General features: G+C 67.9%; 18 protein-coding genes, 1 pseudogene and 1 riboswitch. Of the genes and pseudogenes, 7 read left to right on the plus strand and 12 right to left on the minus strand.

The window, feature by feature from the left end; all coding sequences use genetic code 11:
* Positions 1–77 precede the first annotated feature (77 nt).
* Both VFE83_RS14870 and VFE83_RS14875 read right to left on the minus strand, forming a co-directional pair.
* Positions 78–341, minus strand: a complete 264-nt coding sequence (locus tag VFE83_RS14870; RefSeq protein WP_324907513.1) for a DUF1294 domain-containing protein — start codon at positions 339–341, stop codon at positions 78–80.
* A gap of 10 nt (positions 342–351) precedes the next feature.
* Positions 352–1956, minus strand: a complete 1605-nt coding sequence (locus VFE83_RS14875) for a peptide chain release factor 3 (RefSeq protein WP_324907515.1) — start codon at positions 1954–1956, stop codon at positions 352–354.
* A gap of 242 nt (positions 1957–2198) precedes the next feature.
* Here VFE83_RS14875 and VFE83_RS14880 point away from each other — a divergent pair, with 242 nt between their 5' ends.
* Entirely contained in the window at positions 2199–3278 is a 1080-nt protein-coding gene (locus VFE83_RS14880) for an HDOD domain-containing protein (RefSeq protein WP_324907517.1), read from the plus strand.
* Between the two features lie 779 nt (positions 3279–4057).
* On the opposite strand, the gene VFE83_RS14885 is transcribed toward VFE83_RS14880, so the two are convergent.
* Entirely contained in the window at positions 4058–4966 is a 909-nt protein-coding gene (locus VFE83_RS14885; RefSeq protein WP_324907519.1) for a M23 family metallopeptidase, read from the minus strand.
* Between the two features lie 13 nt (positions 4967–4979).
* Positions 4980–6098: a phytase gene (locus VFE83_RS14890; protein ID WP_324907522.1), complete on the minus strand. Its 1119-nt coding sequence runs from the start codon at positions 6096–6098 to the stop codon at positions 4980–4982.
* Positions 6099–6216: 118 nt separating this feature from the next.
* A riboswitch (SAM riboswitch) is annotated at positions 6217–6354 on the plus strand.
* A 71-nt stretch (positions 6355–6425) separates the two neighbouring features.
* Between VFE83_RS14890 and metX the strand changes: the two genes are divergently transcribed.
* From metX to VFE83_RS14905, 3 genes are read left to right on the plus strand one after another with little or no spacing between them, the layout of a single operon-like run.
* On the plus strand, positions 6426–7484 hold the full coding sequence (gene metX / locus VFE83_RS14895; protein WP_324907524.1) for a homoserine O-succinyltransferase MetX: 1059 nt from the start codon (positions 6426–6428) through the stop codon (positions 7482–7484).
* Complete coding sequence (locus VFE83_RS14900; protein WP_324907526.1) at positions 7481–8671, plus strand: O-succinylhomoserine (thiol)-lyase; 1191 nt, start codon at positions 7481–7483, stop codon at positions 8669–8671. The genes metX and VFE83_RS14900 overlap by 4 nt, the downstream gene beginning before the upstream one ends.
* Entirely contained in the window at positions 8668–9765 is a 1098-nt protein-coding gene (locus tag VFE83_RS14905; RefSeq protein WP_324907528.1) for a homoserine dehydrogenase, read from the plus strand. The genes VFE83_RS14900 and VFE83_RS14905 overlap by 4 nt, the downstream gene beginning before the upstream one ends.
* Positions 9766–9777: 12 nt before the next feature.
* Here VFE83_RS14905 and VFE83_RS14910 read toward each other — a convergent pair whose 3' ends face one another.
* Positions 9778–10782 carry an alpha/beta hydrolase gene (locus VFE83_RS14910; RefSeq protein ID WP_324907530.1) on the minus strand — a complete coding sequence of 335 codons (1005 nt, stop codon included), beginning with the start codon at positions 10780–10782 and terminating at the stop codon, positions 9778–9780.
* Between the two features lie 192 nt (positions 10783–10974).
* Here VFE83_RS14910 and fabA point away from each other — a divergent pair, with 192 nt between their 5' ends.
* Positions 10975–11490, plus strand: coding sequence for a 3-hydroxyacyl-[acyl-carrier-protein] dehydratase FabA (fabA, locus tag VFE83_RS14915; RefSeq protein WP_324907532.1), 516 nt, complete (start codon positions 10975–10977; stop codon positions 11488–11490).
* Entirely contained in the window at positions 11490–12698 is a 1209-nt protein-coding gene (fabB, locus tag VFE83_RS14920; protein ID WP_324907534.1) for a beta-ketoacyl-ACP synthase I, read from the plus strand. The genes fabA and fabB overlap by 1 nt, the downstream gene beginning before the upstream one ends.
* Positions 12699–12794: 96 nt before the next feature.
* Here the strand turns inward: fabB and VFE83_RS19520 are convergent, their stop codons facing one another.
* From VFE83_RS19520 to VFE83_RS14935, 4 genes and pseudogenes are all read right to left on the minus strand, one after another.
* Positions 12795–14096: a glycoside hydrolase family 18 protein gene (locus VFE83_RS19520; protein WP_414674760.1), complete on the minus strand. Its 1302-nt coding sequence runs from the start codon at positions 14094–14096 to the stop codon at positions 12795–12797.
* Between the two features lie 21 nt (positions 14097–14117).
* A pseudogene (locus tag VFE83_RS19525) lies at positions 14118–14888 on the minus strand (Ig-like domain-containing protein); the annotation flags it as partial.
* 491 nt (positions 14889–15379) lie between these two features.
* Complete coding sequence (locus VFE83_RS14930) at positions 15380–17776, minus strand: EAL domain-containing protein (RefSeq protein ID WP_324907536.1); 2397 nt, start codon at positions 17774–17776, stop codon at positions 15380–15382.
* A gap of 405 nt (positions 17777–18181) precedes the next feature.
* The gene (locus VFE83_RS14935; protein WP_324907538.1) at positions 18182–19579 is read right to left on the minus strand and encodes an L-serine ammonia-lyase; all 1398 of its coding nucleotides are present in this window, start codon (positions 19577–19579) and stop codon (positions 18182–18184) included.
* A gap of 105 nt (positions 19580–19684) precedes the next feature.
* Between VFE83_RS14935 and VFE83_RS14940 the strand changes: the two genes are divergently transcribed.
* Entirely contained in the window at positions 19685–19939 is a 255-nt protein-coding gene (locus tag VFE83_RS14940; RefSeq protein ID WP_324907540.1) for a glutaredoxin family protein, read from the plus strand.
* A 534-nt stretch (positions 19940–20473) separates the two neighbouring features.
* On the opposite strand, the gene VFE83_RS14945 is transcribed toward VFE83_RS14940, so the two are convergent.
* Genes VFE83_RS14945 through VFE83_RS14955 form a run of 3 tightly spaced genes read right to left on the minus strand, consistent with a single transcriptional unit; the run spans position 20474 to position 22241 of the window.
* Positions 20474–21037: a YceI family protein gene (locus tag VFE83_RS14945; protein WP_414674756.1), complete on the minus strand. Its 564-nt coding sequence runs from the start codon at positions 21035–21037 to the stop codon at positions 20474–20476.
* Positions 21034–21615, minus strand: a complete 582-nt coding sequence (locus VFE83_RS14950) for a cytochrome b (RefSeq protein WP_324907542.1) — start codon at positions 21613–21615, stop codon at positions 21034–21036. The genes VFE83_RS14945 and VFE83_RS14950 overlap by 4 nt, the downstream gene beginning before the upstream one ends.
* On the minus strand, positions 21612–22241 hold the full coding sequence (locus VFE83_RS14955) for a YceI family protein (protein WP_414674761.1): 630 nt from the start codon (positions 22239–22241) through the stop codon (positions 21612–21614). The genes VFE83_RS14950 and VFE83_RS14955 overlap by 4 nt, the downstream gene beginning before the upstream one ends.
* Positions 22242–22397: the final 156 nt, after the last annotated feature.

Raw genomic sequence — 22397 nt, forward strand, 5'->3', positions numbered from 1 at the left:
ACGGCGGGCCGGTGGCGCTGGTTGATCGGAGTCGTACCCGTCGTGTTCGCGCGAAAGGCCTCGATTCCGAAAGGTCACTACAGCGTGTACACCGCCGCAACGGCCAGAACCTGCAAGGTGAGGATCACTGCAACCTTGTTGCGGAAGCTCCGCTTGGCCGTCTTGTGCCGGAACATCCACATCGCCATCAACGCACCGGGCGAACCACCGAGCAGGGCCAGGCCGAGCAGTGTGCGCTCGGGTACGCGCCGACGCGGACCGCCGGCGATTGCCTTGTCGTAGCCATACACCAGCACGGTGGCGGTGTTCAGCGCCAGCCACCACGCCAGCCACGCGGGCATCAGGCGCCGGTCAGTCGATGGTCGTCGCGTGCGCGTGTTCGCGCGTGGCGAGGAAGGTCACATCCGGCGCGCGTTCCTGCGCAAGCTGCAGGTTGACGCGCGTGGGTGCGAGGTAGACCAGCTGGCCGGCGGCGTCCACCGCCAGGTTCATCGCGTTCTTGTCGCGGAACTCTTCCAGCTTCTTCTCGTTGTCGCAGCGGATCCAGCGCGCCGTGGCGACGCTGACCTGCTCGAAGCTGGCGTCCACGCCGTATTCGTCCTTGAGGCGATAGGCGACCACGTCGAACTGCAGCACGCCCACCGCGCCGAGGATGAGGTCGTTGCTCATCAGCGGGCGGAAGAACTGCGTGGCGCCTTCCTCGGACAACTGCGCCAGGCCCTTCTGCAGCTGCTTGAGCTTGAGCGGGTCGCGCAGGCGCGCACGGCGGAAGAGCTCCGGTGCGAAGTTCGGGATGCCGGTGAAGCTCAGTGACTCGCCTTCGGTGAACGTGTCGCCGATGGAGATGGTGCCGTGGTTGTGGATGCCGATGACGTCACCCGGCCATGCACTCTCCGCGATCTCGCGATCGCTGGCCATGAAGGTCAGCGCGTTGGCCAGCTTCACTTCCTTGCCGCTGCGCACGTGGAAGGCCTTCATGCCGGCGCTGAACTGGCCCGAGCACACGCGCATGAACGCCACGCGGTCGCGATGCTGCGGGTCCATGTTCGCCTGGATCTTGAACACGAAGCCGGTGAGCTTGGGTTCGTAGGCGGCCACCTCGCGCGAGGTCGTCGCGCGCGGCTTGGGCGAGGGCGCGTGCTCGACGAAGAAATCGAGCAGCAGCTGCACGCCGAAGTTGTTGACGGCCGAGCCGAAGAACACCGGCGTCTGCTCACCCGACAGGTACTTGGCCAGGTCGAACGGATGCGACGCACCTTCGACCAGTTCCAGTTCGTCGCGCAGTTCCTGCAGCATCTGCGCGCCGATGCGTGCTTCCAGCGCCGGGTCGTCGATGGACGCGAAGATGGTCGAATCCTGGCGCGTGAAGTTGCGGCCCTGTTCGTACAGGTGCACCTCGCCGGTGACCAGGTGCACCACGCCCTTCAGGCGCTGGCCCATGCCGATGGGCCAGGTGATCGGCGCGCACTGGATCTTCAGCACCGACTCCACTTCATCCAGCAGTTCGATCGGGTTCTTGCCCTCTCGGTCGAGCTTGTTGATGAAGGTCATGATGGGCGTGTCGCGCAGGCGGCACACCTCCATCAGCTTGATGGTGCGCTCTTCCACGCCCTTGGCGACGTCGATGACCATCAGCGCCGAGTCCACCGCGGTGAGCACGCGGTAGGTGTCCTCGCCGAAGTCGGCGTGGCCGGGGGTGTCGAGCAGATTGACGATGCGTCCCTCGTAGGGGAACTGCATCACCGAGCTGGTCACCGAGATGCCGCGTTCCTTTTCCAACGCCATCCAGTCGGACGTCGCGTGGCGCGCGGCCTTGCGGCCCTTGACCGAGCCAGCCATCTGGATGGCGCCGCCGAACAGCAGCAGCTTTTCGGTCAGCGTGGTCTTGCCCGCGTCGGGGTGCGAGATGATCGCGAACGTGCGGCGGCGGGCGGCTTCGAGGGAAACGTCGGACATGGCAACGGCGGTCGCGGGCGGGTCGGGCGACCGGTCCGCGGATCGGAGATCGGGAAAGACCGGCGATTATACGCGTCCCGCCCAGGCCGCCTCCGGAGCGCCGGTCCGTGTCGTTCCGGCAGTCCGTGACTGAGGAAGTGTGCGCCGGTTGGCAGTTTGCGGTTTCCCCGTTCATCCGCCCCTAAAGAAGGCCTCCGCGCGGCCGCTATCCGCCGTGAATGTCGGCTTCTGCTGGAGGCGGTGTGCGCATTGTCATCGTGGGTGAGGACGCCGGCCGCGCCGGCGAGCTGGAAGAGTCGCTGGGGTTCTTCGGCCAGGACTGGAACGTGAGCTGGCTGGCCCAGGCCGACGCCGCGCTTTCCATCACGGACCCGGTGGACGTGTTCCTGTGCGGCCTGCGACCGGGCGGACTGCCCGGCACCGTGCTGCTGTCGCAACTGGCCGCACTGCACCCGCAGGCGGTCCGCATCCTCCTGCTGGACCAGGACGAGGACGCGGTGATGCTGCAGGGGCTGGATTGCGCGCACCGTCTGCTGTCGCGTCCGCTGGATGCAGGCGAGCTGATCGAAGCCGTCGACAGCGTGGCCGAACTGCGCCAGGTGCTGGGCAACGAGGAACTCAAGCAGACCATCGGCCGGATCGGTTCGTTGCCGCCGCCGCCGCGCCTGTACCTGGAACTGAGCCGCCTGCTGCGCGATCCCGATGCCAGCAACGCGGCGATCGCGCAGATGCTGTCGCAGGACCCTGCCATCGCGGCCAAGGTGCTGCGCCTGTGCAACTCGGCGTACTTCTCCGGCGGTCGCGAGATCACCGACATCCGCGCCGCGGTGACCCGCCTGGGCCACCAGACGCTGCTGCGCCTGGTGCTGGCCAGCGAAGCCTTCGGCCCGATGCACCTGGGCGGCAAGGAGCGTGAGGCCATCCAGGACCGCTCGCTGCGCACCTCGCGCCTGGCGCGTCGCCTGCTCGCTGGGCCGAGCGCTGAACTCGCCGCCACCGCCGGCCTGCTGGCCGAAGTGGGCCGCCTGCTGCCGGGCGTGTCCGGCGGTCCCGATCAGCCGGGTCCTCACTACGCCGAAGCGGGTGCCTACCTGCTGGGCCTGTGGGGCCTGCCGATGCCGATCGTCGAAGGCGTGGCGTTCCAGCATCGTCCGGGTCGCCTCAAGGCGAGCGGCTTCTGGGTGGCTGGCGCGGTGCACGTGGCGTCAGCGCTCGTTGCCGAGACGCCGGTAGACGAGGCGTACCTGCGCAACGTCGGCGTGATCGACAAGCTGCCGCAGTGGCGGGACATGGTGGAGCCGGCGGCGGCCGAGGCAGCGTAAGTCGGCCTTGCTCTTCGCTTTTCGCCCGTCATCCCGGCGTAAGCCGGGATCCAGTGACTTGCTCGGCGACAAGCGGGTGGTGGGACGATAAGACACAGGTGGAGGCGTTCGACCGCATCTGCTGTTGCTGTTGAACGCCAACCACATCCCAAGCCCCGGAGGGCAGCGCAGGACGTGCGCTGCTGAGCGCGGAGGCATGGAGTGAGGGCAATGCGTGTTGCGAGCCACTGGCTCGCGCATTGCCCGAACGCCCGCACCGCAAGTGCGGGCCACGTGGCCAAAGGCCACGTCCGACTCGCGAAGGCACCGACTCCTCTGCCGGTCGTGGGATTGCTGTGTCGATTCTTTTGGTTACGTTTGACCGAAGGGAATCCAGTCGGACTTTGGGTCAGCAAAGAAAAGTGACCCGGTCGGCTTTAGACGGACGGAAGCTTTGGCTGTTGCTCCTGACAGAGCAACGTGAAAGCGTGAAAAGTCCATGGATCCCCGCCTTCGCGGGGATGACGAGCAAAAGCATCGACTTTCATGGCGCCTTCGCGGGGATGGCTGGCGGGCGATGGTTCTCGCCGTATTGCCTGCGCTGGAATCCGCGCTTTGTGTGGATGGCGATTAATCGATTGGGCACGTGCGGCGGTTCGGCTCTCCGGCGTGGCGTGCAGTAGTTCTTATTGCGGCGTGGCTTGATGGATGCGAACGGCGCAGTGCGTCACGCCCAGCCCAAACGCATGGCGTTTGGGCGTTCGGCGACGCGCGAACCAGTGGTTCGCAAGCGCGTCGCCTCACCCGCCCGATATCCGCAGCGGACCCTGCGGGCCGATCATGCGGAACGGGATGGACTCCAGCTTCATGCCGCGGTTCACCTGCACCGCGAAGTGCAGATGCGGGCCCGTGGTGAAACCGGTATTGCCCGACAGGCCGATCTGCTGGCCGGCGCGCACGCGTTGGCCCACGCGTACCAGCACGCCTTCGGACTTCAGGTGCGCGTACAGGGTCATCGTGCCGTCCTCGTGCAGGATGCGCACGAAGTTGGCGCGGCCGCCGTAGCGCTCCAGGTTGAGGCCGGCCTTGTCGAAGTCGGATTCCACCTGCATCACCACGCCGTCGCGTGCTGCGACGACCGGAGTCCCGATGTCGGCGGCGAAGTCCACCGCGTAGCGGTTCTGTGCGTCGCGGTGACTGAATTGGCCGCCGTAGCCCTGGTCGATGCGGAAGGCGGCCTGCTGCAGCGGCAGCAGGTAGTCGACGTTGCTCGGCCGTGCATTGGGATCACCGGGCAGGCTTTCCATCTGCAGTTCGAAATCGAAGCCGCGCTCGGGATCGGCCGAACTCAGCACTGCCACCAGGGCGCTGCCGCGTGCGGCGACGGTGGCGCGCGCGGGCAGCATCGGCTGGCCGATCACGTTGTCACTGCGGCTGAAGTCGAGCTGCACTTCGATGGGGCCCGAAAGCCGGTTGTCGGCGAAGGCGAGGAAGCGGTCGCCGTCGTTCTCGATGCGCAGCCGGGCGATCGCGCCCGGCTCGCCCTCCACCGGAATGGTCTTCACCGCCGCCGGCGGCGCGTCCGGCACGTGGTCGCCGTAATGGGTGATGCCGGCGCGGTCGGTCCAGCGGTAGATCTTGGCCGCGCCTGCGCCAAACGCCGTCAGCAGTGCCGCACTGCCCAGCAGCCATGCCCAGCGTCGGTGCATGCCGGCCATCGTGTTATTGCGTGCAGGTGGGCGACAGGCTCAGCACGCGCGCGACTTCGGCCAGGTCGAACGCCGCGACCGACTTGTCGTCGTGCACGGCGAACAGCGCGCCGGAAGGGAACGTCGCGGTGCTGGCCGCGTGCAGGGCGACGCCGTCGGTGTGCGCGGTCGTCTCGCCCTCGAAGCTGCCGCGTGGTTCCAGCGTGGTGCGATCGAACAGATGGAAGATCGTCAGCGGCGCCAGCTGGTCCACGGCGATCCAGTAACCGGTGCCGTCGGCGCAGCTCCACAGCGCGACGCCTTCGGCCTCCGCGCCGAAGCTGTCCTGCGGCAGGCTGCGGCCGGTGTACTTGCCGCTGAAGCTGTACTCGCGCAGCGTCGATTCGTGGCGACGATCCTCGTCGGCGATCAGGAGGCGGTCGTTGGCCGGATCGCCGGCGATGGATTCGACCATGCGCAGCGCGGCGTCCGGCGTGGTGTCGCCGAACGAGCCCGCGTAGCTGCTGCGCAGGTGGCCGGCCTGGTCGAACTGCACGCGAAAGCGACGCACACGCTGGTCCAGCTCGGCCCACGGCGGCACCTCATCGAACTTCTTGCCGTACATGAAGCTGTCGGTGACGTACACCTCCAGCTCGCCGGGTTCAGTCTCTGTCAGCCACAACCCGTACGGGCTGCGTAGCTGCGCGTCGCCGAAGCTGCCCAGCGGTTTGAAGTCCGGCAGCGACATCACCTGCACGCGATGGTTGTCGCGTTCGACCACGAACAGCATGTCGCCGTACACCGCGATGCCATTGGGTCGGTCGAATTCGCCGAGCCGCTGTCCCTCGCCGCCGACCTCGCGCAGCCGCTCGCCGGTGTCGGCATCGAACACGACCAGGCGATGGGTCGACTTGGCGGTGGCGATCAGCCAGGTGCGGCCGTCCTCGGTGGGCCAGGTGGCCAGCGAGTCGAGCTCGTCCTGCGCGCTTTCGGCCGAGACGTAGCGCTCCAGCACGGTGCGCAGTTCGGGCGTCGCGGCGGCGTCCGCCTTCTGCGGAGCGGCGGGGGCGGTGGGGCGGGTGGTGGAGCAGGCGGAGATCAGGACCGCCAGCACCGGAGCGATGATGGCGGCGGACGTGAGGCGTGGAGTCATGGCCGAAGTGTATTCGGGCTCCCTTCACATTGTGAGCCGGCAGCGTGACTGAAATAATAAATCGCTATATGCGGATAGAGCGATTGACATGCCCGGTCCCGCGGTTGCAGACTGCGGCCATCCATCGAGACCGGCTGAGGGACAGGCCCTTTGAAGCCGGGGCAACCCAACCCAGGGCTGCGACGCTGCACGGGTGAAGGTGCCAATTCCTGCGACAGGTCCCGCCTCCGCGGCGGCGCCGGTCGAAAGATGGTTGCGCGTGCACCCCTTCGGCGGGTGCGCGAGCGACTCGCAGGCTCGGTGGCCCCGTAACCAAGGATGCCCGCCATGAGCCTCGCCCCCATCTCCGCCCAGTCCGAACACCCCTGCGCCGAGCGCGTCGACGTGCTGGACGCCATCGCGCACGCCACCCGCTTCGCCTCCACCGTTCCGGCTCTGCGCGGCGAACTCCAGGTCGAACTGCCGCTGCGGCATGCCGGTACCCGCGCGGTGACGCTGCGCTACGAGATCCTCGGCAATCGTGCGCAGCCGGCGGTGTTCGTTGCCGGCGGCATCTCCGCGCATCGCCATCTGGCCGCCAGCGAGGCGTTCGCCGAGGCGGGCTGGTGGGAGCAGCAGGTCGGTGCGGGCAAGCCGCTGGATCCGCGCGAGCACTGCCTGATCGCGTTCGACTGGATCGGTGCCGACGGCACGCTGGATGTGCCGCTGGATCCTGCGGATCAGGCCGATGCTGTCGCGGTACTGCTCGATGCACTGCGCGTGCAGCGGCTGCGCGCGTTCGTGGGCTGTTCGTACGGCGCGATGGTGGGACTGCAGTTCGCTTCGCGCCACGGCGCGCGCCTGGAACAGCTGGTCGCCATCAGCGGCGTGCATCGCGCACACCCGTATGCCAGCGCGTGGCGCGCGCTGCAGCGTCGTGCGGTCGCGCTGGGCGCATTGCAGTGCGATGAAACCCACGGCCTGGCACTGGCGCGGCAGTTCGCCATCCTCAGCTACCGCACGCCGGAAGAGTTCGCCGCCCGCTTCGAACCGGCGCAGGTAAGCGATGGCCGCGTACGCGTGGGTGCCGAGGATTACCTCGACCATTGCGGCGCCACCTACGTCGCGCGCACGTCACCGACCGCGTACCTGCGCCTGTCGGAGTCCATCGACCTGCAGGACGTGGATCCCGGCACGATCCGCCTGCCGGTGACCGTGGTCGCCGTCGCCGAGGACCGCCTGGTGCCCGTGTCGGATTCCTACGACCTGGTCGAGCGCCTGCGCGGCGAGACGCGGCTGCGCGTGGTGCGCTCGCTGTACGGCCATGACGCCTTCCTGAAGGAGGAGCAGGCCCTCGCGGCCATCCTCGGCGAAGCGCTGGACGACGTGGTGGAGGTGGCGGCATGAGCACGCGCAATCGCTGTACCTCGGCGGTCCGCGCCGGAATCGACCGCGACGCTGCCTTCGGTGCGGTGACGCCGCCGATCGTGTTGTCCTCCAACTTCAGCTTCGCGGGCTTCAACGAGAAGCGCACCTACGACTACACCCGCAGCGGCAACCCCACGCGCGACCTGCTGGGCGAGGCGCTGGCCGAACTGGAAGGCGGCGCGGGCGGCGTGATCACCGCGACCGGCATGGGCGCCATCACGCTGCTTCTGCACGCGCTGCTCAAGCCGGGCGACCGGTTGGTGGTGCCGCACGACTGTTACGGCGGCAGCTGGCGGTTGTTCAACGCGCTCGCACGCAAGGGCGCCTTCGAACTGGTCACCGCCGACCTCACCGATCCGCGCGCGCTGGCCGAAGCGCTGGCTGGCGATCCCGCCGTGGTGTGGATCGAGACGCCTTCCAATCCGCTGCTGCGCGTGACCGACCTGCGCTTCGTCATCGAAGCCGCGCATGCGCACGGTGCGCAGGTGGTGGTGGACAACACCTTCCTTTCGCCGGCGCTACAGCAGCCGATCGCCTTCGGCGCGGATTACGTCGTGCATTCCACGACCAAGTACATCAACGGCCACAGCGACGTGGTCGGTGGCGCCGTCGTGTCGCGCGATGCGCAGCAGCACCAGCAGCTGGTCTGGTGGGCCAACGCGCTGGGCCTGACCGGTTCGCCGTTCGACAGCTTCCTCACGCTGCGCGGCCTGCGCACGCTGGATGCGCGCCTGCGCGTGCACCAGGAGAACACACAGGCGCTGGTGGCGTTGCTGGATGCACACCCGGCCGTGCTTGCCGTGCATTACCCGGGCCTGGAATCGCATCCCGGCCATGCGGTGGCCGCGCGCCAGCAGACGGGCTTCGGCGCGATGCTGAGCGTGGAACTCGACGGCGGCGTGGACGCGGTACGCGCGTTCCTCGATGGCCTGCAGTGCTTCACGCTGGCCGAATCGCTCGGCGGCGTGGAAAGCCTGGTCGCGCACCCGGCGACGATGACGCACGCCGCGATGTCGGCCGAGGCGCGTGAAGCCGCCGGCATCGGCGAGGGTCTGCTGCGTCTGTCGGTGGGCATCGAGCATGCCGACGATCTGGTCGCCGACATCGCCGCGGCGCTGGAACGTGCCGAGCAGGCGGTGGCCTTCGCCGAGCGCGTCAAACGATGAGCGTCGCGGCGGTCGAACTGGCGCGCGACGTCGCCGCACTGACGCAACCAGCGCACGCACGCATCGCGCTGCTCGGTACGGGCACGGTGGGCAGCGCCGTGCTGGCCCGCCTGGCCGCATGGCACGGCACCGCGTTAGAGCGACGCCTGCAACTGGTGCACGTGGCGAACTCGCGTCATGCCGCGAGCGACCGTTCCGGCCTCGCGTCCGCCGAGGCGGGACAGCGGCTCGCACTGGCGGCCCAGCCCAGTTCGATCGAAGCGGTGGAAGCCGCACTGCAGGGCCAAGGCACGCGCATCGTCATCGACGCCACCGCCAGCGAGACCGTCGCCGACCGTCACGCGCACTGGCTGGCGCAGGGCATCCACGTCGTCACGGCGTGCAAGATCGGGCAGGGCACTTCGCTGACGCGGTGGCGTGCGATCCGCAACGCGACGTCCGTCGGCAACAGCGGTTATGGCGACAGCGCTACCGTCGGTGCCGGCCTGCCGCTGCTGCGCACGCTGCGCGAACTGCAGGCCGGTGGCGATCGAATCCATGCCATCGCGGGCGTGCTGTCGGGCTCGCTGGCCTGGCTGTTCAACCATTACGATGGCATGCGTCCGTTCTCGGCGCTGGTGCGTCAGGCGCGCGATGCCGGCTATACCGAACCGGATCCGCGCGATGACCTGTCCGGCGAGGACGTGCGCCGTAAGCTGCTGATCCTGGCGCGCACCGCCGGCGTGGAACTGGAAAGCGATGCGGTGGACGTGACCTCGCTGGTGCCGCCCGCGCTGGCGATCCTGTCGAAGGACGGTGTTGACGCCGCGTTACCCGCGCTCGACACGTCGCTGCGCGAGCGCTACGCCGCCGCGTACAAGCGCGGCGAGAAGCTGCGTTTCATCGCGCGCCTGCAGGATGGACGCGCCCGCGTCGGCCTGGAGTCGCTGCCGGCGGATCACCCGCTCGCGGGCGGCGCCGGCACCGACAATCGCGTGGCGATCTGGTCGGACCGCTACAACGACCAGCCGCTGGTGATCCAGGGCCCCGGAGCAGGCGCGGGCGTCACCGCGGCCGGCCTGCTGGACGATGCGCTGCGGTTCGCGGCGCGTTGAGGCCCGCGCGAATCACTTCGACTGCAGCGCCTGCAGCAATGCCTGGTTGAAGCGCTGCGGCGCTTCGACCTGCGGCGAGTGGCCCAGGTCCTCGAACTCCACCAGCGTCGCGCCCGGTATCGCCTGCGCCGCGCGCTTGCCGAGCGCCGGATAATCGCCCAGCCGCGTACGCAGTTCCGCCGGCGCGCGATCACGGCCGATGGCGGTTCGGTCGCGTTGGCCGATCAGCAGCGTGGTCGGCACCCGTACCTGCGGGAACTCGTGCACCATCGGCTGCGTGAACACCATGTCCGACGTCAGCGCCTGGTTCCATGCCACGCGTTCCTTGCCGGCGCCTGCATACATGCCCGCAAGCATGCCGACCCAGCGGTCGTATTCCGGCTTCCACTGCCCGCCGTAGTAGACCTGCTGCTGGTAACGCTTGATCGACTCGAAACTCGTCTTCAGCTCGCCGGCGTAGTTCGCATCGACGCTGGCCCACGGCACGCCCAGGGCCTTCCAGTCTTCCAGCCCGATCGGGTTGACCAGCACCAGGCGTTCGGTCGCATCGGGATACATCAGCGCGAAGCGCGCCGCGAGCATGCCGCCCATGGAGTGGCCGACCACGGTTGCGCGCTCGATGCCAAGCGATTCGAGCAACGCATGCGTGTTCGCGGCCAACTGGTGGAAGCTGTACTGATGCTGCTGCGGCTTGGTCGACTTGCAGAAGCCAACCTGGTCAGGCGCGACCACGCGGTAGCCGGCTTTCGACAGTGCGGCGATGGTCTGCTCCCACGTCGCCGCGCAGAAGTTCTTGCCGTGCAACAGCACCACCGTGCGTCCATTCGGAGTGCGCGGCGCCACGTCCATGTAGGCCATCCGCATCGGCGTGCCTTGCGAGGTGAACTCGTAATGCTTCACCGGATGCGGGTAATCGAAGCCTTCAAGTTCTGCACCGTAGGTCTGCGAGGTTTCGTTCGCCAACGCGACGCAGGGCAGGGACGCGACGAGTGCGAAGGCGAGGATCGACAGGCGCATGGGAGTCTCCTTGTGGGGATGGCACACCATAACCGCGCATGCCGTACGGCAGCGCATGCAGGATCGGGCGTGATGCCGTGCAAAGTCCCGGTTGCCGTACGGGCGCGCATGGATATGCGCCGTTGATGTGAGTCAAGGCAACACCGCAATGCGTGCGCGACGCTGCGGCGCCTTCCACACCTATCCATCGAGATGACCCAGTCTGCTTCGTTCGATCTCGCGCAGCTGCGTGCCTGCGCGCAGGGCGAACTGTTTGGTCCCGGCAATGCGCGACTGCCGGCCGCGCCCATGCTGATGTTCGACCGCATCACCCACATCGCCAGCGAAGGCGGTCGCCACGGCAACGGCGAAATCCGCGCCGAACTCGACGTGCGGCCGGACCTGTGGTTCTTCGGCTGCCACTTTCCCGGGGATCCCGTGATGCCCGGCTGCCTCGGCCTGGATGCAATGTGGCAGCTGGCGGGCTTCTACCTGCCGTGGCTGGGCGAGCAGGGACGCGGGCGCGCGCTCGGCGTCGGCGAGGTGAAGTTCACCGGGCAGGTACTGCCGAGTGCCCGCCTGGTCGCGTACACCATCGACATCCGCCGCGTGATGCGCGGTCGCCTCAACCTCGTCATCGCCGACGGTACCACCAGCGTCGACGGGCGTGAGATCTACACCGCGAAGGATCTGCGCGTGGGGCTGTTCAAGTCGACGGAGGGCTTCTGATGCGCCGTGTCGTCGTGACGGGAATGGGCATCGTGTCGTGCCTGGGCAACGATGCCGACGCGGTGGCCGCGTCGTTGCGCGAGGGACGCTCGGGAATCACCCACCAGCCGGCATACGCGTCGGCCGGATTGCGCAGCCAGGTCGCGGGCGTGCCGCAGATCGACCTGGAGTCGGCGATCGACCGCAAGCTGCGCCGCTTCATGGGCGATGCCGCCGCGTGCGCGTACGTGGCCATGCAGCAGGCGTTGGCGGACGCCGCACTGACGGCGGAGCAGGTGCGCAGCGAACGCACGGGCCTCATCGCGGGCTCCGGGGGCGGTTCGCCGCACTGGCAGATCGAGGCCACCGACATCCTGCGCGAACGCGGTGTGCGCAAGGTGGGGCCGTACATGGTGCCGCGCACGATGTGCTCCACCGTTTCCGCGTCGCTGGCCACCGCGTTCGGCATCCGTGGCGTGAGCTACTCGCTGTCGGCGGCATGTGCCACGTCGGCGCATTGCATCGGAGCAGGCGCCGAGCTGATCCGCAGTGGCCGGCAGGATGTGGTGCTGGCCGGTGGCGGCGAGGAGGCGCACTGGGGCATGGCGTTCCTGTTCGATGCGATGGGTGCGCTTTCCACCGCGCACAACGAAACGCCGTCCTCTGCGTCGCGCCCGTACGATGCGCACCGCGACGGCTTCGTCATCGCCGGGGGCGGCGGCATGCTGGTGCTGGAGGAACGCGAGCATGCACTGGCGCGCGGGGCACGCATCCATGCCGAACTCGTCGGCTATGGCGCGACGTCCGACGGTGCGGACATGGTCGCGCCATCCGGCGAGGGTGCCGTGCGCTGCATGCGCCAGGCACTGCAGGACGTGCGCGAGCCCGTCGATTACGTCAACGCACACGCCACCGCCACGCCGCTGGGCGACGTGGTCGAACTGCAGGCCATCGCCGAGGTGTTCGGCTCGCGCGTTCCACCGATCTCCGCGACCAAGGCACTGTCGGGTCATTCGCTGGGCGCGGCCGGCGTGCACGAGGCGATCTACTGCCTGCTGATGATGCGCGACGGGTTCATCGCAGGATCGGCCCACATCGACCAGCTCGACGCGCGCGCGGAAGGTTTCCCGATCGTGCGTGCCAGCCGCGATGCCGTACTGCGCACCGTGGTGTCCAACAGCTTCGGATTCGGCGGCAACAACGCCACGCTGGTGTTCGCCCGTCACTGAAGCGGGCACAAACACGCAGGCTGCACGAGAAAAAAGCGCCGGTCACGAGGACCGGCGCGGAGGGAAACCCGTCGTCCGGGTCTGGAGAGCGCTCGTTTACTTCAGTCCGTTGTTGATGGCGTTCACCAGCGTGCCGCTGGCGTCGTCGCCGCTGAACTCCCAGAAGAACGCGCCGCCAAGGTTCTGCGCCTTCACGTAGTTCATCTTCTCGGTGACCATCGCCGGCGTGTCGTAACTCCAGAACGTGTTGCCGTCGTACTTCCAGGTCGCACGCGCATTGGCGTCGGTGTACACGGTGCCGGGGCGGTCCTTCAGCACCTTGTAGTCCTCGTTGCCTGCCTCATACGTGCCCGGCGCGGCGCTGCCGGTCTGGTACAGACCGTTGTTGACGCTGGCCACGCCCGTCCAGCCACGGCCGTAGAAGCCGATGCCCAGGTTCAGCTTGGATGCCGGCACGCCACGCGTGAGGAAGGCTTCCATCGCATCGTTGCTGTTGTAGAGCTTCTGGTCGCCCGTGCGCGGATCGTTGGGCGAGTCGAACAGCGGCGAGTGATGGTTCGTGCGCGGATCCCACGTGCCGTGGAAGTCGTACGTCATCACGTTGATGTAATCCAGGTATTGGCTGTACGTGCCCGGATCGGTGACGCGGATCTTGTCCACGCCCGCACCAGCAGCGATGGTCAGCAGCAGGCCCGGACGCACCGCATCCAGCTGGCGGCGGAACTCGGCCAGCAGCGCGGTGAAGTTGGCGCTTTCCTCCGGCGTCCCGCAGGTCAGGCCGCACGCAGCCGGATACTCCCAGTCCAGGTCGATGCCGTCGAACACGCCTGCCGCCGCACCCAGACCGCCGGCCCCGTCGGTGACGGGCAGGTTGCCGCGGATGTAGGCGTCTATGCACGAGGACACGAACGCCACGCGGTTCTCGGGCCGCGCCGCGCTGGCGAAGCCGCGCGACCAGGTCCAGCCGCCCAGCGAGATCAGCACCTTGATGTGCGGGTGCTTGGCCTTGAGCTGCTTGAGCTGGTTCCAGTTGCCGCGCAGCGGCTGGTCCCAGGTGTCCGCGGTGCCGCTCACGCTTTCGGCCGCGCCGAAGGCCTTGGTGTAGTCGGCGAACGCATCGCCACCGGCGCCGGTGTTCGGATCGGACGGTTGCGTGATGCCGACTTCGCACCGGTTGTTGCGCACGTTGCCGAAGGCGTAGTTGATGTGGGTGACCTTCGACGCCGAGCCGCTGGTGTCGATGTTCTTCACGCGGTAGTTGCGTGCGTAGATGCCCCACTGCGCGAAGTAGCCGATCACGCGCTTGCTGCCGCCGCCACCGCCGTTGAGCGTGGTCGCGCTGACCGGCGCGCTCTGCGCCGATGCGTTGGACGGACTGGCGTTGTCGCGTGCGCGCACCGTGTACGAATACGTGGTGCTCGCCGCCAGGCCGTTGTTGGTGTAGCTGGTGGTGGTTGGCGAGGCGATCAGGTTGCCGTTGCGGTACACGTCGTAGCCGGCGACGCCGGTGCCACCGGTGTTGTCGGTGGAGGCGTTCCAGCTCAGTGCGATGCTGCTGGACGACAGCGCGGTCGCCGACAGGCCCGTGGGCACGCTGGGCGGCGTGGTGTCGGTGGGCGGCGTGCCGTTGACGGTGATCGTCGCCGTGGCCGACGTCGAGCTGGCGCCCTGGTTGTCGGTGGCCACCGCGCGGAAGGCGTGGCTGCCGGTGGTGGCGTTGCTCCAGGTCACCGCATACGGCGCGCTGGTGTCCACGCCCAGCGACGCGGTGCCGCGGAAGAACTCCACGCGCGCCACGGTGCCGTCGCTGTCGCTCGCGTTGGCGGTCACCGCGATGTTGCTGCCGGCGTTGTAGGTGGCGCCGTTGGCGGGCGAGGTCAGTGTCACCGAGGGCGGCTGGTTGGTGCCGCCGGTGCCACAGGCACCCAGGTCGGTGTACCAGCCGCACGTCGGGCAGTGCGTCGGCGGCGCGTTCCAGATCTGGATGTTCGCCTGGTAGAGGCGGTTCTGATAGACCAGCTTGTCGCCGGGGTTGTAGATGGTGGACGCCGTCCATGCCGGCACGCCGGCGCAGGAAACGGTCTGTGCGTGGGCCGCGGGTAGTGCGGCGAAAGCAAGCAGCGCGTACAGCGTCGCTGCGACGGGTCTTGCGGCATTCCCTGGTGCGTATCTCACGAGCTTCCCTCCCATACGAGATTGACCGCCACAAGCCGGCCCGGTCGGGCCGGCGCCTATTGCCTGGTTGCAGAAATCGCGACCGGCCCGAGGCCGGGCAGACGCGACAGGGCAGGCCCGTGGCCTGCATGCGGGAGGGAGCCGGACTGGATGCGGTTCGAATGCGACACGCTCACCTCCGTCAGAAGCGCGACCCGGCCGTGGCAGTGCCGATGTGCGAGGCAGGTCGAAGTGCTGACAACGTTGTCAGCGAGGATCGGCCAATTCCGTGATCGAAATCGCTTTCCCGGTGGTGGCGCAGGTCAATCCGACGAACGCGCTACACCTATCACGCCACCAATGGCTGACTGTCACAGGGGGTTAACGATTGGCTTGCGGTCAATTGTTAAGCCTGGCAGGACAGGGTCGGCGCCGCAGCAAGGTGTAGGAGCCAGCTTGCTGGCGATGCGTCTTCGTCCAACACGTGTCGCGAGCGAGCTCGCTCCTACATAGGAGCGGTCGCCTGCTCACGCGTTCACTGGCCGCAGCAGGCGGCGTTCGAATTCCGCCGCCGACATCGGCGCGCCGAACAGGAATCCCTGCACCAGGCTGCATTGACTGGCAAGCAGCGCACCGACCTGCGCCTCGCGTTCCACGCCTTCGGCCACGACCTGCATGCCGAGGTTGCGGCCCAGTTCGACCACCGCGCGCACGATGGCCAGGCCCTGCGCGTCGCGGTCGATCTGGTCGGTGAAGGCGCGATCGATCTTCAGCTTGCGCAGCGGGAATTCGCGCAGGTGGCTGAGGCTGGAATAGCCGGTGCCGAAGTCATCCAGCGCCATCGCCACGCCCAGGTCCGACAGCGCCAGCATCGTGGCGACGCTGGATTCGGGATCGCTCATGATTTGGCGCTCGGTGATCTCCAGCTCCAGTCCATCGGCGGGATAGCCGTGGCGGCGCAGCACGCGGTCCACCGTATTGCGCAGGCGCTGCGCCTCGCGGAATTGCGCGCACGACACGTTGACGGCCAGGCGCAGCGGCTGCATGCCGCGCGCGCGCCACGACGCGGACTGGCGCACGGCTTCCTCCAGCACCCATTCGCCCAGCGACTCGATCAGACCGTGTTCTTCCGCCACCGGAATGAACGTCGAGGGGGTGATGCGTCCGTGCCGTGGGTGGTCCCAGTACACCAGCGCCTCGGCACCGACCACCTGGCGCGTGCGCAGCTCCACCACCGGCTGGTACAGCAGCACCAGCTGGCCCAGTTCCTGCGCGTTGCGCAGCTCGTTGAGCAGGGCGAAACGCCGCGTGACCGATTCTTCCATGTCGGGCAGGAAGCGCAGGTGCACGTTCTTGCCTGCGCCCTTGGCCTGATACAGCGCGATATCGGCGCGCTTGAGCAGCACGTCGAGGTCACGTCCGTGCTGCGGATGCCGCACGCTGCCCAGGCTGAGCGTGACGCCGAGCTGCTCGCCCTCCATCCAGATCGGCACGGCGACGCGGCGGATGAGTTCCTCCGCGATGCCCGCGTCGCGGGTCGGCGTGCCGCCGGGCAGCAGGATGATGAATTCGTCGCCACCGAAGCGGAACACTTCGCCGCGTTCGCCGACGCCTTCGCGCAGGCGGTGCGCGATCTGCGCGAGCACGCGGTCGCCGGCGCTGTGGCCCAGCGAATCGTTGATCTCCTTGAAGCCGTCCAGGTCGGCGAAGATCAGCCCGAAACCATCCGGGTCGCCTTGTGCCAGCACGTCCGCCAGGCGCAGTTCGAAGCGGCTGCGATTGGGCAGCCCGGTCAACGCATCGAAGTAGGCAAGACGCGCGATCCGGTCCTCGGCCTGCTTGCGTTCGGTGAGGTCCATGATCGAGGCCACCATCACGCCGCGACCCTGCACCGTCAGCGGGTTCAGGCCCAGTTCCACCGGGATTTCCGTGCCGTCGCGACGCAGGCAGTACAGCTCGTTCTCGCCGCCGCCCAGATGCAGCTTGCGTTGCACGCGCAGGAAGCGGGAGCGCTCTTCCGGGCATTGCGGCAGCAGGCGCTGGGGCACCAGTACTTCGATCGGCTGGCCGACGAGTTGTCCACGCGCGTAGCCGAGCAGGCGCTCGGCCTCGATGTTGGCCAGCGAGATGCGTCCGTGCGCATCGACGATGATCATCGCGCCCGGCGCGCCGTCCACCAGCGCGCGGAAGCGCTGCTCGCTGGCGTGCAGATCGCGTTGCGAGCCGATGGTGATGGCCGCCAGGTACAGCAGCGCGATGCTGACGATCACCAGGCTCAGCTGCTCACCCGGCACGACGCCGGGGCCGGTGAGGCAGAACGTGCCCGGTCCGATCTGCAGCGCGGCCATGCCGGTGTAGTGCATGCCGCAGATGCCCAAGGCCATCAGCGCCGCCGCGCCCAGCTGCACGCCGAAGCGGGGCTCGTTGCCGATCCACGAGAACCGCGTGAGCAAATGCAGCGCGACCAGCGACACCGCGATTGCCACGACCACCGACGCCGCAATCCAGAACGGCGAATACGCCGCGCTGGGCGTGAACGTGATGGCCGACATGCCCATGTAGTGCATGGTGCAGATGCCCACACCCATGACCATGGCGGCCAGCAGCAGTTGCGGGAAGCTGCGCCGTCGCGTCCCGGCCACGTACAGCGCCAGCACCGAGCTCAGCACCGCCGGCAGTACCGAGAGCGCGGTGATGCGCACGTCGTAATACATCGGCACCGGCAGCCGGAAGGCCAGCATGCCCATGAAGTGCATCGACCAGATGCCCAGGCCGAAGGCGGTGCCGCCCATCCACACCCAGATCGAGGCGTGCCGGGTCGCGGCGTTGCGCACGCGCCCAACCAGCTGGACCGCCACGAAGGCCGCGAACCACGCGATGAGAAACGACAGGACGACAGCCCTGAGGTCGTAGATACCCTGCATTGCCGCTCCCCTCCCCAGAGAAGCAGACCGTTGGTCGCATTGGTTATCGGCAGGGCGGTCCCGGGCTTTAGGGCGATTTCTTGACGGCGCCGGGCGGATCGACCGGGCGGCGCATTCAGGTTCGCGGGCGGTGGTTGGGCTACCCGGCTGCGTGGGCGATCGCGAGCAAGCTCGCTACTACGCCGGGGCTGATCGGTTCGCATCGTGCTTGTAGGAGCCAGCGTGCTGGCGACCAGCAGCCGGGAATGCGAAGGCGCAATCGCGAGCAAGCTCGCTCCTACGGATACGTCGACGAGCGCGAAACCTTTCTCTGTAGGAGCCAGCTCGCTGGCGACGCGGCGCCGAGAGCCCGCGGTCAAGCCCGCTTCTGCGGCATGTCGGCGGGCCGGAGAGCCCGCGCGACCCTCAGCACTCGATGACGTTGACGGCCAGGCCGCCGCGCGAGGTTTCCTTGTACTTGTCCTGCATGTCGCGGCCGGTGTCGCGCATGGTCTTGATGACCTTGTCGAGCGACACCTTGTGCTTGCCGTCGCCGCGCATGGCCATGCGGCTGGCGTTGATCGCCTTCACCGCGCCCATGGCGTTGCGCTCGATGCACGGGATCTGGACCAGCCCGCCGATCGGGTCACAGGTCAGGCCCAGGTTGTGTTCCATGCCGATCTCGGCGGCGTTCTCGATCTGGCTGGGCGTGCCGCCGATGGCCGCGGTCAGTCCGGCGGCGGCCATCGAACAGGCCACGCCGACCTCGCCCTGGCAGCCGACTTCGGCGCCGCTGATCGAGGCGTTTTCCTTGTAGAGGATGCCCACCGCCGCCGCGGTCAGCAGGAAGCGGCGCACTCCCTGGATGTTGGCGCCGGGGCAGAAGCGGTCGTAGTAGTGCAGCACCGCCGGGATGATGCCGGCCGCACCGTTGGTGGGCGCGGTGACGACGCGACCGCCGGCGGCGTTCTCCTCGTTCACCGCCAGCGCGTACAGGTTCACCCAGTCCAGCGTGGTGAGCGGGTCGCGCATCGCGGCTTCCGGCCTGGAGGACAGCTCCGCGTGCAACGCCGGGGCACGGCGCGACACGTGCAGGCCGCCCGGCAGCGTGCCCTTCTCACGGATGCCGCGCGCGACGCAGGCCTGCATCGCGTTCCAGATCTCGTCCAGGCCGGCGTCGATCTCCTCCGGACGACGCCACACCTGCTCGTTGGCGTACATCAGCTCGGCGATGCCCAGGCCGGTTTCGCGGCAGCGCGCGAGCAGTTCGTCGCCCGAATGAAACGGGTAGGGCAGCTCGGTCGTATCGGCGACGATGCGGTCTTCGGCCGCCTCGTCCTGGTTGACCACGAAGCCACCACCCACCGAGTAGTAATCGCGCGTGGCGATCACGTTGCCATCCGCGTCGAACGCGGTGAAGCGCATGCCGTTGGTGTGGAACGGCAGCTTCTGGCGCTTGTTCATGATGAGGTCGTGCTTCTCGTCGAAGCCGATCTCGTGGCGACCGAACAGGCGGATGCGCTTGGACGCGCGGATGCGCTCGAGCGCGTCGGGAATGATGTCCGGATCGATCTGGTTGGGCAGGTGGCCTTCCAGTCCCATCAGCACGGCCTTGTCGGTGCCGTGGCCGCGGCCGGTCAGCGCGAGCGAGCCGAACACTTCGGCGCGCACGCGCGCGGTGCGCGCAAGTTCGCTGCCATCGCCCGCGCCGCCTTCGATCAGCCAGCGCTGCACGAAACGCGCGGCCGCACGCATCGGCCCGACGGTGTGCGAGGAACTCGGCCCGATGCCGATCTTGAAGAGGTCGAAACTGCTGACGGCCACGTACTGCTCCGGAAGGGATGTCCGCACGCACATGGAGCGCGGCGGGAATCCCGCTATTCTACGCGCCCCGTCGGGCCCGCCCCGCCATACCGTGCCGCATTGCCGATGCATGACGTGATCCCCGCCGTCGCACCCGCACTGACGTTGTTCCAGCGCGACGACTGCCATCTGTGCGACCTGGCGCTGGAGGTGCTGGCGGCGGCACGGGCGCCGGAATTCGAAAGCGTGTTCATCGACGACGACGAGGCGCTGGAAAGCCGCTACGGCATCCGTGTGCCGGTGCTGCGCGACGAGACGCGGGGGGTGGAACTGGATTGGCCGTTCGACGTGGAGACGTTGCGGGCGTTTCTGGCGGAGTGAGGTGGAGCGGCGGCGCGGCGTCGGCGCGCGTTGACGCGTCGCAATGACTTGCGCCAGTTATCCCGGCTTAGCGAAGAGCGGTCGATGCCAGATTGCTTTTGCTCGTCATCCCGGCGAAAGCCGGGATCCATGTCGCTCTTGCTGATCCGGCGTTGCCCAAGCTCGTCTCCCGCTGCTCTTGCTCGTCATCCCCGCGAAGGCGGGGATCCATGGACTTTTCACGCTTTCACGGTTGCATATGAGAGGCAACAGCCAAAGCTTCCGTCCGTCTAAAGCCGGCCGGGTCACTTTTCTTTGCTGACCCAAAGAAAAGTAACCCAAAGAAAGGGTCTTCCCCGACACAGCAATCCCACGACCGGATAAGGGGTCGCTGCCCCGCAAGTCGGCATCCGTGCCTCCTTGCTAAGCGCCGCACATCCATGTGCGGCGCCCTACGGGTCTAGAAATGTGGTTGGCTGTTCAACAGCAACAGCAGTGCGATTTACATCGTTGGACATCAGAGCACTGGTTCGATGACGCTGATCACACACCCACTCACTTCACCGCCGCAAACACCACCTTCGTGCTTACCGCGACTTCGTTCGGCAGGGTGTCGGTGTCTGCCCAGTCGCCGCCGCCTACGCCGAAATCCAGGCGCTTCACGGTGGCCTTGCCGGTCAGCACGGGCTGTGCGCCCGGGGTCCAGATGAAGGTCAGCGTGACCGGCTTGCTGATGCCGCGCAGGCTGAGGGTGCCGTCGGCGGCGTACTGGTTACCGCCGAGGCTGCGGAACTTAGCCGCCGTGTAGCGCGCCTGGGGGAACTTGGCGATCGAGAAGAAGTCCGCGCCTTTCAGTGCGTCATCGCGTTCGGCATTGGCGGTGGTGACGCCGGTCAGCGGAATGGTGACGTCCAGCTTCGACGTCGCCAGTTGCTTCGGATCGAAGCTGAATTTCGTGGCGAAGTTGGGGAAGCGGCCGGTGAACACCTCGCCTTCGTACGTGCTGGCGAAGGTCAGGCTGGAGCCGGCGGCCTGCACGTAGTCGGCGGCGGCAGCGGGCGTGGCGATCGCCAGCGCAGCCAGGGCCATTGCGATCGGGGTGGACGGCTTGGACATCATGGGGTCTCCGAAGCGGGGGAAGCGGAAGCGCGACGACGCGGCAGCATGCGCGTGAGCGTGTCGTCGCGCTGGAACAGGTGGTGCCAGAACGCAGCGGCGGCATGCACGGCCACCAGCGCGATCAGCGCCCAGAACAGCCATTCGTGCCAGTCGCGCACCAGCGGGCGCAGGGCCTGGCTGGGGTCGGCGAGCTTTGGCACCTTGAACGACCAGAACCATCGCAACGGGCGCAGCCCGCTCACCGAGTCGTACAGCCAGCCCGAAAGCGGCACGGCAAATGTCAACGCATAGAGCAGGCCATGTGTGACGGTGGCGATGCGTTCCTGCCAGTGCGGCGTTCCGGCGACGGGGCGTGGCGCGCCGGCGAACCAGCGCCACAGCAGCCGCAGCGTGACCAGCGCGAGCACGGTCAGGCCGAACGACTTATGCAGGTCGTACACCCAGAACCAGCGCGGCGACTTCGGCAGTTCGACCATCACCAGGCCGATCACGCCCAGTCCGAGGATCAGCAGCACGATGAGCCAGTGGAGCAACTGGCTGACGGGGCCCCAGCGGTCCTGGGAATTCTTGAGGATCATGGCGTGGGCTCTGCTGTGGATGGATCGGGCTCGACCGGTTCGGCTTCGGGTGCCGTGGCGGGTTCGCCGCGTTCGCGCACGGCCTCGGCTTCGATACGAAGTTCCACCGCATCGCCGATCACCGTCTTCCATGCACTCATGCCGAAGTCCGCGCGGCTGAGCGTGGCGGTGGCGGAAAAACCGGCCGTGCGCCGGAACGGCGGCATCGGATGGCGCTTGAGTGCGTTGAGCATGACGTCCATGCACAGCGGCCGCGTCACGCCGCGCAGGGTGAGGTCGCCGCAGACGCGTGCGTGATCCGCGTCAACGGGCTCGACGGCGGTGGAAACGAAATGCGCTTCCGGATGGCGGCGGGCGTCGAGCAGGTTGGCGGCCAGTGCCGCCTCGTTCCATTCCGCATCGCCCAGGTCCAGCCGCTGCAGCGGTACGCGCACGTCCAGCCGCGCGCTGCGCCAGTCGTCGCGGTCGAACACCAGCGTTCCCGTGCTGCCCGAAACCGTGCCCAGCGCCTTGGAGAAGCCGGCGTGCTCGATCGCGAACAGCACGCGCGTGTGCACCGGATCGAGGGCGTAGGTCTGCGCTTGTTCCGCGAACGCTGGAACGGACGCCACGACCATCGCCAGCATCGCGGCGAACACGCATCGGCGCGCGCCTGCCGGGGCGGGGCGGTCATGCGGCATGGGCGGCTCCGGAAAGAGGACGAGGGGATTCTAGGCGCAGGCCGGTGAACGGGTCGGGCGATCCCCGTAACGAACCGTTGCAAACAGCGCGGCCCGATGGCG

This window comes from Lysobacter sp. (assembly GCF_035655815.1).
Lineage (GTDB): Bacteria > Pseudomonadota > Gammaproteobacteria > Xanthomonadales > Xanthomonadaceae > Lysobacter_J.

Excerpts from the sequence above, each read along its gene's own strand:
- VFE83_RS14870 (WP_324907513.1), bottom strand. The coding sequence starts at position 341 with ATGCCCGCGTGGCTGGCGTGGTGGCTGGCGCTGAACACCGCCACCGTG.
- VFE83_RS14875 (WP_324907515.1), bottom strand. The coding sequence starts at position 1,956 with ATGTCCGACGTTTCCCTCGAAGCCGCCCGCCGCCGCACGTTCGCGATC.
- VFE83_RS14885 (WP_324907519.1), bottom strand. The coding sequence starts at position 4,966 with ATGCACCGACGCTGGGCATGGCTGCTGGGCAGTGCGGCACTGCTGACG.
- VFE83_RS14890 (WP_324907522.1), bottom strand. The coding sequence starts at position 6,098 with ATGACTCCACGCCTCACGTCCGCCGCCATCATCGCTCCGGTGCTGGCG.
- metX (WP_324907524.1), top strand. The coding sequence starts at position 6,426 with ATGAGCCTCGCCCCCATCTCCGCCCAGTCCGAACACCCCTGCGCCGAG.
- VFE83_RS14900 (WP_324907526.1), top strand. The coding sequence starts at position 7,481 with ATGAGCACGCGCAATCGCTGTACCTCGGCGGTCCGCGCCGGAATCGAC.
- VFE83_RS14905 (WP_324907528.1), top strand. The coding sequence starts at position 8,668 with ATGAGCGTCGCGGCGGTCGAACTGGCGCGCGACGTCGCCGCACTGACG.
- VFE83_RS14910 (WP_324907530.1), bottom strand. The coding sequence starts at position 10,782 with ATGCGCCTGTCGATCCTCGCCTTCGCACTCGTCGCGTCCCTGCCCTGC.
- fabA (WP_324907532.1), top strand. The coding sequence starts at position 10,975 with ATGACCCAGTCTGCTTCGTTCGATCTCGCGCAGCTGCGTGCCTGCGCG.
- fabB (WP_324907534.1), top strand. The coding sequence starts at position 11,490 with ATGCGCCGTGTCGTCGTGACGGGAATGGGCATCGTGTCGTGCCTGGGC.
- VFE83_RS14930 (WP_324907536.1), bottom strand. The coding sequence starts at position 17,776 with ATGCAGGGTATCTACGACCTCAGGGCTGTCGTCCTGTCGTTTCTCATC.
- VFE83_RS14940 (WP_324907540.1), top strand. The coding sequence starts at position 19,685 with ATGCATGACGTGATCCCCGCCGTCGCACCCGCACTGACGTTGTTCCAG.
- VFE83_RS14945 (WP_414674756.1), bottom strand. The coding sequence starts at position 21,037 with ATGATGTCCAAGCCGTCCACCCCGATCGCAATGGCCCTGGCTGCGCTG.
- VFE83_RS14950 (WP_324907542.1), bottom strand. The coding sequence starts at position 21,615 with ATGATCCTCAAGAATTCCCAGGACCGCTGGGGCCCCGTCAGCCAGTTG.
- VFE83_RS14955 (WP_414674761.1), bottom strand. The coding sequence starts at position 22,241 with ATGCTGGCGATGGTCGTGGCGTCCGTTCCAGCGTTCGCGGAACAAGCG.